Genomic DNA, 13,663 nt, shown 5'->3' with positions numbered 1-13,663 from the left:
CGCACACCTCCCGACGGTCAGGTGCCGAGGTGCCGTTGCAGCCAGTCGGCGGCGGCACGGCGGAAGAGCCGGCGGTTGTCGGCGCGGAGGAACTCGTGTCCCTCGTCCAGCAGCGTCAGCAGTTCGGCGGTCACACCGCGCTCGCGCGCCGCCCGGAGGAACTGCTCCGATTCCCCCGGCGGCACATTGGTGTCGTGCTCCCCGTGCACGGCGAGCAGCGGTGCCCGCAGCGCGTCGATGCGGTTCATCGGTGACAGCGCCCGCAGCAGCTCACGGTCGCGTTCGGGGTGGCCGTACTTGTGAGCCGCCGACTGGGCGATCCACGGTTCGGTGCCCTCGAAGAACGTCGTGAGATCCGACATGCCGCACACCGCGACTCCGGTGCGGAAGAGGTCCGGGTGCCAGACCAGGGAGGCGAACGTGAGGTAGCCGCCGTACGAGCGGCCCATCACCGCCAGCCGGGCGGGATCGGCCGGGCCGGCCAGCACCGCGTGGGCGGCGCAGTCCGCCACGTCGTCGATCGCGGCGAACCGTCCCCTGCCCAGGTCCGCGTCGACGAACGACCGGCCGTATCCGGAGGACCCGCGGACGTCGGGTGCGAAGACATCGATGCCCCGCCCGAGGATCTCGTGGTACAGCGGGTTGAGGACGGGGCGTTCCTGGTCCTCGGGGCCGCCGTGCAGATGGATGACGCACGGCGCCGGTTCGCCGGGGCCGCGGCCCGGCGCGCGGTAGTACCAGCCGTTCAGCGGCAGGCCGTCCCGGGCGGTGGGACGCAGGGGGACCGGTCGCACGGGCGGGCGGCCCGGGGGAACGGCGTCCTCGTCGCGCGACGACCACGGGGTGCGCACCGGGGTCGCCCCGTCGGGCAGCCACCAGATGCCCGGGCGACGGCGGGACCCGGACAGGGCCAGCAGCAGCCGGGGGCCGGCGTCCGCGATGCGGGTGACCACCTCGTGCGGCAGGGACACGGACCGGGACGAGCCCGTGCCGGCGCCGGGCAGAGTGAACGGGTCCCGGTCTGCGGACGGGCTCGTGCCCGCCCCGCGCCGACTGAACGCGTCCCGGCCCGGAGATGGGCCCGTGCCCGGAGATGGGCCCGTGCCCGCCCCGGACCGCGTGAACGTGTCCTGGCCCGGCGATGGGCCCGTGTCCGCCCCGGGCCGAGCGAACGGGGCCTTGTCCAGGGACGGGCCTGTGCCCGCACCAGGCAGAGTGAATGCGTCCCGGTCCCGGCCGGCCCGACCGGAGTCTCCGGCGTCTGTCCCGGCCCGACCGGAGCCGGCGGCGTCTGTCCCGGGCCGTGCGGATGCGTCGCGGTCTCGTCCGGGCCGAGCGGAGTCTCCGGTGTCTGTCCCGGGCCGATCGGAGCCGTCGGTGTCTGTCCCGGGCCGTGCGGATGTGTCGCGGTCTCGTCCGGGCCGAGCGGAGTCTCCGGTGTCTCTCCCGGGCCGACCGGAGCCGTCGGTGTCTGTCCCGGGCCGTGCGGACGCGTCCCGGTCCAGTCCGGGCCGACCGGAGTCTCCGGCGTCTGTCCTGGCCCGGGCGGACCCGTCGGTGTCTGTCCCGGACCGAGTGGTCCCGTAAGCGTCCGCCCCGCGTCGAGCGGTCCCGTCGGCGTCCGCCCCGCGTCGAGCGGTCCCGTCGGTGTTCGTCCCGGGCCGGCCGGCCGTGCTCGTGTCCAGGACCTCCACCTCGCTCACGCCGCGGACGTTCCAGGCGAGCACGGCGGAGCTGCCGTCGCGGGCGCACCGCAGCAGCTCCAGGTCGCTGCCCTCCCGCGAGGCAGCGGTCGACCAGCCGCGCGGTCGCCCTTCCGGGTCGAGTTCCGCGGCGAGCAGGACCGCGAACTCCCGGTGGGCGTTGCTGCGCAGCCAGAGGGTGTCCGCGCGGGGTGAGAAGCTGCCGATCCACGGGTCCCCGTCGGCCACCGGCATGACACAGGTCGTCACCAGGTCGGCGGTGCGCAGCACGACCGCCTCGCGCCGGCCGCGGGGCCCCCGGCGCAGCAGCGCGAGCGCGCCGTCGCGGCTGAGGTCGCACACGCGGAGCGTCGCCGCGTCCTTCTCGACGGCGAGCAGGGCGGGGGCGGCCACACCGTCGGGGTCGATGAGGTACGCCGACAATCCGTCGCCGAATCCGGCTGCCGGAGCGGTCGTGCCGCCCGGTGCACCGAGCGTCGACGTCTCCACGGTGAGGAGGGGGGACGGCAGTGCGGGGCCGGGGGCCGTATGGGGTGCCGGGCCGAGGAGCCGGGTGTGGCCCGTCCGGCCCTGCCACGGGGCCGGCAGCAGGCCGTCGGCCGGGCCGGGGCCGGACGGACCGGCCTCGGCCGTGACGTCCGGGGCGGGTACGGCGGTGGGGACCGCGACGGTGACCGCGACCGCCGACCCGTCGTGCGCCCAGCAGCCCAGGTGGGCGGAGCTGCCCGGCTCGGCTCCGGCGAGGATGTGCCGGTCGCTGCCGTCGGGGCGGACGCACAGCACCCGTGTGTGCTCCCCGCCGCCGGGGGCCGTGGTGTAGGCGATCCAGCGGCCGTCGGGCGACCAGGACACCTCCGTCACGGGGTCGGGTCCGTCGTCGAGCAGGTGCACGGCCTCGCCGTCGACGGGGCCCGTCCAGAGCTGTGGCACACCGCCCCGGTCGCAGATGAAGGCGACGTGGGTGCCGGCCGGATCGGCCGAGGGGTACCAGCAGCCGTGCGCGATCAGCCGCGTCGTCGCCTCGCGCGGCCCGGAGGCGTTCGGCAGCGGGACGCGGGCGGGTGCGGCGATCGCGGCGGTACGGCCCTCCCGGGCCGGCGTGGCCGACGGAACCGGCGTGGCCGGCGGGGGCGGGTGGGCGGTCTGCTGCGGGTGGCCGGCGGAAGGCCGCTCGGCACCGGCCCCGCCGACGTCGGGCGGCCGTACCGTGAGCGGTTCCCCGGTCAGATTCCGTGCGTCTGCAGCCATATCTCCAGCAAAGCCACTTGCCACAGTGCGTTCGCTCCGCGCTTGGTGCGGTGTCGGTCGGGGGCCGCCAGGAGTTCGGCGACGTAGGAGTCCTGGAAGAGACCGCGCCGCTTCGCCTCGGGGGCGCCCAGCGCCTCACGCACCCTGTCCAGGACGGGGCCGGCCATGTGGGTGATCGCCGGGACCGGGAAATAGCCCTTGGGGCGGTCGACCACCTCGCGGGGCAGCAGTTTGCGGCCGGCCTCCTTCAGGACGCCCTTCCCGCCGTCGGCCAGTTTCAGTTCCGGCGGGCACGCGGCCGCCAGCTCGACCAGTTCGTGGTCCAGGAACGGCACGCGGGCCTCCAGGCCCCAGTCCATCGTCATGTTGTCGACCCGCTTGACCGGGTCGTCCACCAGCATGACATGGGTGTCGAGGCGCAGGGCGGCGTCGAGCGCCGTCTCGGCCCCCGGCACCGCCATGTGCTCCCGGACGAACCGGCCGGAGACGTCGTGCCGCGGCAGCATGTCCGGTTGCAGCATCGCGGCGAGGTCGGCGTGCGGACGGTCGAAGTACGTCTCGGCGTACCTGTCCGGTTCGTCCTCGCGGGCCGCGGAGGCCAGCTCCGGGTACCAGCGGTAGCCCGCGAACACCTCGTCGGCGCCCTGGCCGCTCTGGACCACCTTGACGCTCTTGGACACCTCCTCGGACAGGAGGTGGAAGGCGACCACGTCGTGGCTCATCATGGGCTCGCTCATCGCCGCGACCGCCGCGTCCAGGGCCGTCGACACGCGCTGCGAGGGAACCACCAGCTGCCGGTGATCGGTGGCGAACTCCCTGGCCACGAGGTCGGAGTAGCGGAACTCGTCCCCTTCGTCGCCGCCCTCCGACTCGAAGCCCACGCTGAACGTCGCCAGGTCCCGCTGCCCCTCGTCGGCCAGCAGGGCCACGATCAGGCTGGAATCCAGTCCTCCGGACAGCAGCACACCGACCGGAACGTCGGCGACCATCCGCCGCCGTACGGCGGTGCGCAGAGCGTCCAGTACCGCGTCCCGCCACTCGGCGGCACCCATGCCGGCGTGCTCCTGGCGGCGCGTGTACGACGGCTGCCAGTAGCAGTGTTCCTGGTAGGTGCCGTCCGGCTCGACGACCCGCACGGTGGCCGGGGGAAGCTTGCGCACCCCCGCCAGCACGGTCCGGGGTGCCGCCACGGTCGCGTGCCAGCTGAGGTACTGGTGCACGGCGGCCGGGTCCAGCGAGGTGTCGACGTCACCGGCCGCGAGCAGCGCGGGCAGCGAGGAGGCGAAGCGCAGCCGCCCGGGCGTCTGTGCCAGGTACAGGGGCTTGATGCCGAGCCGGTCGCGGCCCAGGACCAGACGGCCGGTCCGGTGCTCGACGAGGGCGAAGGCGAACATGCCGTAGAAGCGGTCGACGCAGGCCGTGCCCCACTGCCGGTACGCCGCGAGGACGACCTCGGTGTCGGAGGTCGACCGGAACCGGTGGCCGAGGGCCGTCAGCTCCGCGCGCAGTTCCTTGTAGTTGTAGATGCACCCGTTGAAGACGCCGGTGATCTCCTGCTCGGTGTCGGTCAGAGGCTGAGCCGCGCGCTCGGAGAGGTCGATGATCTTCAGACGGCGGTGCCCCAGGGCCACGGCGTCCCGTGACCAGATCCCTTCGCCGTCCGGTCCGCGGGCGGCGAGCCGGTCGTTCATGCGCTCGACGGCCGCCAGGTCGGGACGCGTGCCGTCGAAGCGTATCTCTCCGCTCAGGCCGCACATGCGCCATCACCTCCCCACTGCGCGTACGGGTCGCACGGGGTGCGCGGGGGAGAGGTGCGCGGCGAGCCGTCCGTCGGTAGGGGGCCGGGACTGATCCACACGGTGGTGCATCTCCTTCGCAACAAGAGGGGGTACGGAATGTGGCGGGTGCTCAGCGGCCGGCGATCCTGGCTCGGCCGGCCACGGAGGGGCGGGCGACGGGCCCCGGGGAGGTGAGGTGGGGGGCGGGGGCGGCGCGCCGCCGGCGCGGATGGTCGTCGCCCCGGGTCTCCGCGATCGCCAGGTCGGTGCAGGCGAGCAGGTCGTCCGCTTCGGCGGTGCGGCGCATGCGGTGGGCGGCGCTGCCGGTCGCGAGCGCCCGCTCCGCGAGGTCCCGGACCGTGGACCAGTCTCCGGCGGCCTCCAGCGCCGGCCGCACCCGTTCCAGCAGGCGCCGGACGACCTGGGCGGCAGGTGCCTCGTGACCGGTCTCGGCATCGATCAGGGCCCCTTCCAGGCCCGACCGTGCGGCCCGCCAGGCAGCGGCGCGCAACCACTCGTGCCGCCCGCTGCAGGCGGGCGCGTCCGCCGCCTCCAGCCGCTCGCGGGCCTCGGTCACCAGGGCGCGGTAGAGCCCGGCGACCAGCACGACCGTCTCCGGCCGGGGGCAGGCGTCGCAGATGCGCAGTTCGAGGGTCTGCTGGTGGGCGGACGGCCGGATGTCGTGGTAGATCATTCCCGCGTCGCTGATGACACCGGAGTCGATCAGGCTCCGCACGGCCGCGTCGTACTCGGCGGCGTCGGCGAAGCATCCCGGCGGGCCCGCGGTGGGCCAGCGCTGCCACACCATGGTCCGCCAGCTGGCATAGCCGGTGTCGGCGCCCAGCCAGAAGGGAGAGCTGGCGGACAGGGCCAGCAGGACGTGCAGCCACGGGGACACCTCGCACATGAGGCGCACGGCCAGGTCACGGTCGGGCACGTCCACGTGGACGTGGGTTCCGCAGATCAGCTGCTCGTCGGCGATCATGCGGTACTCGTCGACCATGTGGCGGTAGCGGCGCCCGCCGGTCGGGCGGGTGTCCTGTGTGCGGGCCAGCGGCACGGTACCGCTGGCCACCACGGCCAGCCCGTGTGCGCTCGCCGCGGCGTCGAGCCTGCGTCTCGCGTGGATCACATCGTCGTACAGGTCGGCGAGGGACTCGTGCACACCGCTGTTCGACTCGACGGCCGCCTGCTGCAGTTCGGTCGTGAAGGTGCCCGTGGGGAGCTTTTCCAGCATGGTGCCGGCTCGCGGCGCGAGCCGGCCCGTCTCCACCTCGACGATGTGGAACTCCTCTTCCACTCCGATGCGAACGGTCACGGCACTCCTAAGGTGACGGGCGAACGCTGACTGCCTCACCCGGGGATCGACCCGCCCCTCCGGTGCGCCGGAGGCGGGCTGTGCACCTCCGACTTCCCACCAGGCCCGTTGCTAAGCAGGAGTGCTCCTCGGAGGGTGTGGTCTCACAGATGAGCGCGCTGGTTCCCGTTCCGGGCGGCGGGCCGTGCCGGCCGCCGGGCGGCGCCGCGTCTCCTCGGGTCGGAAGGCGGCGGGAGTCCGCGGATTCGGCGGAAGGACGTTTGTACGAGCGCAGACGGTACAGGCGAGGAACTAACACGGTCTTTACACGACGAGACGGAGAAGCACATGGGCATCATCGCGTGGATCATCATCGGCCTGCTCGCCGGCGCCATCGCCAAGGCCATCATGCCGGGCAAGGACCCCGGCGGCATCATCATCACCATGCTCATCGGCGTGGCCGGCGGTCTGCTCGGCGGCTGGCTCGGCAAGGTCATCTTCGGCGTCGACTCCATCGACGGGTTCTTCGACCTCTCCACCTGGATCGCCGCGATCGTCGGCTCCCTCATCCTCCTCGCGCTCTACCGCCTCATCACGGGCAACCGGCACTCGCACCGCCACGCGTGACCCCCTGACGCCGCACCCGTCCCCGCAACCTCCGGCGGCTCCCCCCGTGCGCCGTCGACCGGCGCGGGGGCCTGGGCCGAGCCGTTGCTCCCCGGGCAGGGTGCGGCGCCGAGGCGTGGCAGCGGAGCACCTCGGCGGACCGCGCGTGCCGTTCGGGAGCGGGTACCCGTCCCTGGGGTGTCCGAGGACGGGACACGACCCGAGCGGCCAGGAAAGAGGCGCGAAGTGGCACGTGTGCGCATGGGGGCGCGGTCCGTGCCCGTCCGGCGAGGGGGCACAGGTGGTGACTGACAGCGGTGCGGCGTCGCTGTTGCGGCTGATGCAGGCCAGCCACACGGCCACGCTCGAAGAACTTCCGGGGATGATCGCCGAGCACGCCGCCGAGGCGGGCATGTACGACGTCGCCCTCTTCGTGGTGGACATCCGGGAGACGGTGCTGCGGCGGCTCACAGGTCACGGGCCGGCTGCCGGAGACGACGGGCAGGAGTTCACCGTGGCGGGCAGTCTGCCCGGCCAGGCCTACCGGCGCGTGGAACTGCTTTCCGATCCCGGACGGGAGGGGACGGGTGACCGGCCGGGCGGCCGGCGGTGGTGGGTGGCCGTCACCGATGGTGTGGAGCGCCTGGGCGTGCTGCGGGCGGACACCGACACCGACGACGAACCCGTCCGCCGAGCCCTGCGCGACCTGGCTTCGTTGACGGCCCTGCTGTTGCTGAGCAAGCGGTCGTTCAGCGACTCCTTCGCGCGTCTGGTGCGTACCGAGCCGATGAACGTGGCCGCCGAGATGCAGTGGAACCTCACCCCGCCACCCGCCTACGCGGGCCACGACGTCACCGTGGGCGCGGTGATGGAGCCCGCCTACCAGGTGGGCGGCGACGCCTTCGACTACGCGGTGGCCGGCAGCACCCTCCACCTGAGTGTCTTCGACGCCATGGGCCACGACACCACCGCCGGCATCACCGCGAACGTCGCCGTGGCCGCCTGCCGCAACGCCCGCCGCCAGGGTGCCTCGCTGGCCCGGACCAGCCGGATGGTGGAGCGGACGCTGATGGAGCAGTTCGGCACCAGCCGCTACGTCACGGGCATCCTGGCCGACCTGGACATGGACAGCGGCCGGCTGACCTGGATCAACCGCGGTCACCACCTGCCCCTCCTCATCCGCGGCAACCGCTGGACCACCCCCCTGGCCTGCCCCCCGGCCGGTCCGATGGGCGCCGACCTCGGTCTGTCGGTCACCGTGGCCACCGAGCAGCTCGAACCGGGCGACCGTCTGCTGCTGTACACCGACGGCGTCGTCGAAGCACGCGACAGGTACGGGACGGAGTTCGGCAGGGACCGGTTCGTCGACTTCATCCGCCGTCATCACTCGGGCCGGCACACCCTGCACGAGACCCTGCGCCGGCTGATGGCCGCCGTCATGGAACACCATGACGGCAAGCTCGACGACGACGCCACCGTTCTGCTCGCCGAGTGGCGCAGCGGCCGTCAGCAGGAGCTGACTCCGTGAACCCCGGCCCACGCGGAAAGAAGCGGCGATGAACACCGACCGGCCCGCCTCCCGCGAACAGCGGCACCCGCTGCAGGTGCACGTCCGCCGGCTGCGCACCGACCGTCACCTCGTCAGGGTCGTGGGCGACCTCGACCTGCACACCGCCTCGCACCTCGCCGACGTTCTGCAGCCCCTGGTGCTCACCGGTGGGCACAGCGTGCTCGTGGACCTGTCCGACGTCGCCTTCCTCGACTCCGCCGGGCTCACCTGCCTGATCGCGGTCTACCGCACGGCCCGGAGCACCGGCGCCCGCGTGGCGCTGATCGCGCCCAGCGAACGCGTACGGCGCATGCTGGCGGTGACCGGAACGGACCAGGTGCTGCACAGCTACGCCAGCCCGGACGCCGTCCCCGACTGACCCCCACCGACTGACCCGACCGGTACCGGCCCGCGCGACGACAGGGGGACCGGACCCACCTCGAGTCCGCCACCGACCGGCACGGCGCGCGCCCTCCCGGCCGGCGGCTCAGCCGAGGTCGTCGAAGAGAGCCAGCAGTGTCTGCTCGTCCGCCTCGGGCGCGGGCTGCTCCGGCTGCGGAATCTGCTCGGCCCACACCGTCTTGCCCTGCGGCATGTAGCGGGCACCCCAGCTCTTGGTGAACTGCGCCACGAGGAACAGGCCGCGCCCGCCCTCCTCGGTCGTGGCCGCGCGCCTGATGCGCGGAGAGGTGTTGCTGCCGTCCGAGACCTCGCAGATCAGCGAGTCGTCGCGCAGCAACCGCAGGCCCACCGGCCCGGGGCCGCCGTACCGCACGGCGTTGGTGACCAGCTCGCTGACCACCAGCCCGGTGTTGAAGTCCAGCTCCGACATGCCCCAGGCGGCGAGCTGGGCCCGGGTCAGCGCCCTGGCCCGGGCCACGGCCTCGGGATCGGACGGGAATTCCCAGGACGCCACCCGGTCCTCCGGCAGGGCGTGCACACGGGCGAGGAGCAGGGCCGCGTCGTCGTACGGGCCGTCGGCCAGCAGGGCGTCCGTGACCCGGTCGCAGGTGTCCTCCAGCTGCGGACCGGCGAGCTTCAGCGAGGCCAGCAGTTGCGCGGTGCGCGCTTCGGTGTCCTCGTAGCCGCGGCTCTCCTTCAGCAGGCCGTCCGTGTACATCGTCAGCAGGCTGCCCGCGGGCAGGTCGACGGTGGCGGACTCGTACGGGTGCAGCCCGCCGAGTCCGAGGGGCGGGCCGGTCGGGAGGCCGATCAGCCGTGCCTCCCCGTCGGGCGTCAGCAGGGCGGGCGGCGGATGACCGGCCGTGGCCGCCGTGCACCGGCAGGACACCGGGTCGTAGACCGCGTACAGGCAGGTCGTCCCCGTGGCCGGGTCCTGTTCGTCGACGTCCTCGTCGGCGGTGCGGCTGACCAGGTCGTCCAGGTGGGCCAGCACCTCCTCCGGCAGCAGGTCGAGACCGGCCAGCGTCCGTACCGCCGTGCGCAGCCGGCCCATGGTCGCTGCCGCCTGCAGCCCGTTCCCGGGCACGTCACCGACGACCAGCGCCACGCGCATGCCGGACAGCGGGATCGCGTCGAACCAGTCCCCGCCCACGCCCGACCTGGCGTCCGCGGGCAGGTAGCGGGAGGCGAGGTCCACGGTGCTCAGCCGGGGCAGGGCATGCGGCAGCAGGCTGCGTTGCAGGGTGAGGGCGGCGCGGTGCTCCCGGCCGTAGCGGCGGGCGTTGTCCATGCCGATCGCGGCGCGGGCCGCCAGCTCGCCCGCCAGCGTCAGGTCGTCCTGCTCGAACGGCCTCGTCCTGCCGCGGCGGTAGAACCCGGCAAGACCGAGGACGGAGCCCCGCGCGGACAGCGGAGCGCCCAGGTAGGAGTGCTCGCCCGTGCCGAGCAAGCCGACGGGGTGCACCCGGCCGGCCGGGTACCCGGCCAGGGCGGCGGTCACCACCGAGTCCGTGACCGGCTCCCCCGTCTCCAGGCACCGGGCCTGGGGCGTACCGGCGGGGTAGCCGCTCGGCTCGTCCACCCCGCCGGCCGCAAGGTCGCGGGAGTCCTCGCCGGCCCAGGCGGCGACCCGGCGCAGCGGTACGTCGGGACGCAGCGGCCCGGGCGGTGGCTCTTCGCCCGCCAGGACGCTTTCGACCAGGTCGACGACGACCAGGTCGGCGAAGCGCGGCACGCTGATCTCCGCCAGTTGCTCGGCGGTGCGCCGCACGTCGAGGGCGGTGCCGAGCCGGACCCCTGCCTCGTTCAGCAGGGCCAGCCGTGCGCGCGCCTCGGCGGCGAGCCGGCCGACGCCCGGTTCGCCCACGAGCAGCAGCCACGCGTCGGTCGCTCCGGCGGCGGCCGGTTCCGCCGCCTCGGCGGGCCGCTTCAGGAGCGGCGTGCGACGACCGGAGGCGGTCGCGGTGGCCGCGGGTGCCGTACCCGAACCGCCGGCCTCCTCGAAACTGACCTCCACCGCCGCACCCTCCGCGTCGCCGTGGTGCAGCTCCCGTCGGCGCAGGACGGCCACGCGACGGCCCGCGAGCGGCACTTCGGCGAACGCCTCACCGGGCGAGGAGATCAGCTCGACGGCACGCTCCAGCAGGACCTGGCGCTCCTGCGAGGCCAGCCGGGGAGGCGGTCCGCCGCGCCGGGACAGCTCTCCCGAGCCGAGGTCCAGCTCGGCGTGCCCGCCACGCTCCATGGCCCGGCGGAACGAGTGCGTGAGTGCGAGTTCGCGGGCCGTGCCCAGCTCCAGCAGGCGTTCCCCGATGCGTTCGGTGGCGTTCTGGAGGACCAGTGCCATGCCGGGGTCGGCCAGCTGCCTGGGCACGGAGAGGTTGACCGCGCCCCGCACGGTGCCGCCCACCGGGTCGCGCACCGGCGCGGCCATGCAGGTGAGTTCCTTGAGGTCGTGCAAAAAGTGTTCGTGGCCCACGACCACGAACGGCGCCCTGGTGCTGAGCACCATGCTGACGCTGCTGGTTCCCATGAACCGTTCGTCGACATTGGCGCCCGGCACCAGGGAGGCGGCGTCCATCAGTCTCAGCCCCGCCGGGTCGCCCCACCGGTCCACGATGTGCGCCCGCGAGTCGGCCAGTGCGACGGTCACCGGTACGCCCGAAAACCGTTCGTACAGGCGGGTCAGCACCGGCTCCGCGGCCCTGATCAGCCGGGAGTCGGGATCCAGGTCGCTCTCGATCGGCAGGGCCGCCCGCTCGCGGTCGATGCCGAGAGACTGTGAGCGCTGCCAGGAGGCAAGGATCTCCGGGCGCACTCCGGCGACAGGAAGTGCCCGGTCGCCCTGATCGGCGACCAGGGATTCCCGGTCGCCCTGATGGTTGCCCCCAGGGGTTGGGTACGACTCCACGGCTCCAGGATAATCGGGCAAATGGGGCACCTGTCGTGGTGTGGCCGCTCGGCCGCGCTCAACCGGCGGGTTCAGAAGCGCGCTTGCCCGCCCGCGCCCGTGGACGCGACCTGAACCGCCGCCGAGCCCGCGGCCGGCGCCGGCCGGACGCTCCGGGTGGTCTGCCCGGGCTGCGCCGGCCGCATCGCCGCAAGGTGCGGGGCGGCCTCGGCCGCGGTGTACGCGGAGGCGAAGGTGAACGCGCGCGGGGACGGCCCGTGCGCCCGCAGGTCCGCCAGCCGCTCAAGGGCCTCGCCGACGGTCGGGAGGTGGCCGGCGCGGACCCACCAGAGCACCAGGTGCGCCTCGACGTGCCGCTCGAACCACTCGCGCCGCCGCCGCACGACCTCCAGGTGCCCGCTGCGGTAGGTGAAGTCCCACAGGGCCTCCTGGGTCTCCCACACGGACAGGTTGACGATGACGTTCTCGCCGGCCGGGCGCAGGCCGGTGGCGTCCGCCGCCCCCTCCTCCACGAGCCGCCACACGAAGCCGGGCGCGCCGTCGGCGGCGGAGTTGACCGGGTCGAGCATCTCGACGAACGGCGTCATGCGCGGGTCGTCGAAGGGGTGCAGGAGGGTGGCGACGTTGAGCTGGGCGAGGTGGGCGGCAGGCGCGGATGCGGTCATGGCCCTCATCCCAGCATGCCCCCACTTTCTATGTCAATCGTCGTTGTTTTTAGAATTCTCGACCACTACGCAGCACTCTCCTGGACGGGCGTCCATGCGGGCGCGGACGGGACCGTCCGTGCCGAGCAGCCCCTCCAGCAGTGCGAGATTCATGCCGCAGACGAGTGGCGGGAAGCGCTCGGCGACGGCGTGGAAGGGGCAGTTGCGCATCCGGACGACGGGCGGGGCTCCCGCGGCCGTCCCCTCACTGTCTTCGGCGGCCTGGACGCCGTCGGCGCTCTCGGCGCCTTCCAGGTGCGGTTCGTAACCGCGGGCGGCCAGCACCCGCATGGCCTCTTCCAGGCTGCCGCAGGGCGCCGCCGAGCCGCGCAGCGCCTCGCCCCGGCGGTGTGCGGCCGCGCAGAGCCCGGCGTCCAGCCCGGCCTGTTCGGCCGCCTCGGCGAGCAGCTCGGCGGCGGTGCGGTAGTCGCGGGCGGGCAGCGACACCGACCGCTCGACCCGGGCCCGTGTGTACACCTTGGCGGGGCGGCCGGCCCCCGGCCCCGAGCGGCCCGTCAGGCGGCGGCTGGCGCATTCCAGCAGCCCGGCCTCGGTCAGCTTGTCCAGGTGGTGCGCGGCGAGCGTGCGTGCCACCCCGGCCGCCTCGGCGGCCTCGTTGCGGCCGACCTCGCGGCCCTGGGCCGCCACGTACTCGTACAGGCGGCGCCGCACCGGATCCTGCAGCAGTGCGATCGAGTCGATGTCCTTCACCCGGCCAGTCTATGAACAATCCCGGTTGGAGATAGAAAGGCGGGTTCGTTCCGGCTGCCGCCGTCCGGGGGACGCCCCCGCCGGAGGGCTGCACGCAACCGGCGGGCGGCCCCCTCCTGTGTGTGCGGTGTGGCTTTCCGAGGCGTGTGTGCGGCGTGGCTTCGGGGCTCACGTGAGCCGGTGCGGAACGCGGTCCGCCGGTAGCGGTGATCGTAGGGAGATCGACCGAGGCCCACGCCGGACTCCTTGGCAGGGCGTGACGCGCACGGTGAGACTGGCAGCCGGCCGGCCGAGCGTCACCGGGACGGGCTCGGGCAGCCGAACCCCGCCATTCCGTGAAGGAGTTCGCATGCCCCTGTCGAGCAAGCGCGCGCTGGCCTCCGTGTTCGTGGCCACCGCCGCCTTCAGCGCCCTCGGCCCGCAGGCCATGGCCGCGCCCATGCCCTGGGAGACCAGCAGGACCCCCACGGCCGTCACCCACGACGTCTCCACGGCGGCCCGGGGGAGCGGCACGATCACCGTGCGGTGCACGCCTCCCTGCTACCAGTAGGCGGCCGCGCCCCGAGCGCCTGCGCCGGAACCGAGCTGCGGGTGCTCGCGACGTCGCGCGCACCGGGGACGCGCGCGCACTCTCGGGATCCCGCGCACGCGCACTCACAGCCCCGCGCGCACACTGACAGCCTCATCGATCGAGTCGCGCAACGCGGCCCAGGGGTACTTCGGCACCTCAGGGGTACGCGAGTGCGGCGCCCCC

General features: G+C 73.8%; 10 protein-coding genes. 4 read left to right on the top strand and 6 right to left on the bottom strand.

Annotated elements, in window-relative coordinates; translation table 11 throughout:
• Positions 1 to 17 precede the first annotated feature (17 nt).
• From IEZ20_RS39640 to IEZ20_RS12725, 3 genes are all read right to left on the bottom strand, one after another.
• A complete protein-coding gene (locus IEZ20_RS39640) occupies positions 18 to 2,951 on the bottom strand; it encodes a prolyl oligopeptidase family serine peptidase (protein WP_229896039.1) in 2,934 nt (977 codons plus the stop codon).
• Entirely contained in the window at positions 2,927 to 4,708 is a 1,782-nt protein-coding gene (locus IEZ20_RS12730; protein WP_189297692.1) for an N-acetylglutaminylglutamine amidotransferase, read from the bottom strand. The genes IEZ20_RS39640 and IEZ20_RS12730 overlap by 25 nt, the downstream gene beginning before the upstream one ends.
• A 151-nt stretch (positions 4,709 to 4,859) precedes the next feature.
• Positions 4,860 to 6,047: a carboxylate-amine ligase gene (locus tag IEZ20_RS12725; RefSeq protein WP_189297690.1), complete on the bottom strand. Its 1,188-nt coding sequence runs from the start codon at positions 6,045 to 6,047 to the stop codon at positions 4,860 to 4,862.
• 327 nt (positions 6,048 to 6,374) lie between these two features.
• Between IEZ20_RS12725 and IEZ20_RS12720 the strand changes: the two genes are divergently transcribed.
• From IEZ20_RS12720 to IEZ20_RS12710, 3 genes are all read left to right on the top strand, one after another.
• Positions 6,375 to 6,653 (top strand): GlsB/YeaQ/YmgE family stress response membrane protein, encoded by a 279-nt coding sequence (locus IEZ20_RS12720; RefSeq protein WP_189297688.1) that lies wholly within the window; start codon positions 6,375 to 6,377, stop codon positions 6,651 to 6,653.
• Positions 6,654 to 6,936: 283 nt separating this feature from the next.
• Positions 6,937 to 8,160, top strand: coding sequence for a PP2C family protein-serine/threonine phosphatase (locus tag IEZ20_RS12715; RefSeq protein WP_189297829.1), 1,224 nt, complete (start codon positions 6,937 to 6,939; stop codon positions 8,158 to 8,160).
• Positions 8,161 to 8,188: 28 nt separating this feature from the next.
• The gene (locus IEZ20_RS12710; protein ID WP_189297686.1) at positions 8,189 to 8,560 is read left to right on the top strand and encodes an STAS domain-containing protein; all 372 of its coding nucleotides are present in this window, start codon (positions 8,189 to 8,191) and stop codon (positions 8,558 to 8,560) included.
• A gap of 108 nt (positions 8,561 to 8,668) precedes the next feature.
• Here the strand turns inward: IEZ20_RS12710 and IEZ20_RS12705 are convergent, their stop codons facing one another.
• The 3 genes from IEZ20_RS12705 to IEZ20_RS12695 all read right to left on the bottom strand — a co-directional run bounded on the left by IEZ20_RS12705 (position 8,669) and on the right by IEZ20_RS12695 (position 12,909).
• The gene (locus IEZ20_RS12705) at positions 8,669 to 11,494 is read right to left on the bottom strand and encodes a SpoIIE family protein phosphatase (protein ID WP_189297684.1); all 2,826 of its coding nucleotides are present in this window, start codon (positions 11,492 to 11,494) and stop codon (positions 8,669 to 8,671) included.
• Between the two features lie 71 nt (positions 11,495 to 11,565).
• Entirely contained in the window at positions 11,566 to 12,159 is a 594-nt protein-coding gene (locus tag IEZ20_RS12700; protein WP_189297682.1) for a DUF3291 domain-containing protein, read from the bottom strand.
• Between the two features lie 33 nt (positions 12,160 to 12,192).
• Positions 12,193 to 12,909, bottom strand: a complete 717-nt coding sequence (locus tag IEZ20_RS12695) for a helix-turn-helix transcriptional regulator (RefSeq protein ID WP_189297680.1) — start codon at positions 12,907 to 12,909, stop codon at positions 12,193 to 12,195.
• A 349-nt stretch (positions 12,910 to 13,258) separates the two neighbouring features.
• On the opposite strand from IEZ20_RS12695, the gene IEZ20_RS12690 reads away from it, so the two are divergent.
• Positions 13,259 to 13,459 (top strand): hypothetical protein, encoded by a 201-nt coding sequence (locus IEZ20_RS12690; RefSeq protein ID WP_189297678.1) that lies wholly within the window; start codon positions 13,259 to 13,261, stop codon positions 13,457 to 13,459.
• Positions 13,460 to 13,663 lie beyond the last annotated feature (204 nt).

Source organism: Streptomyces cinerochromogenes (assembly GCF_014648635.1).
GTDB classification, from domain to species: Bacteria; Actinomycetota; Actinomycetes; order Streptomycetales; family Streptomycetaceae; genus Streptomyces; species Streptomyces cinerochromogenes.
This window is presented reverse-complemented; position numbering and strand designations above follow the sequence as displayed.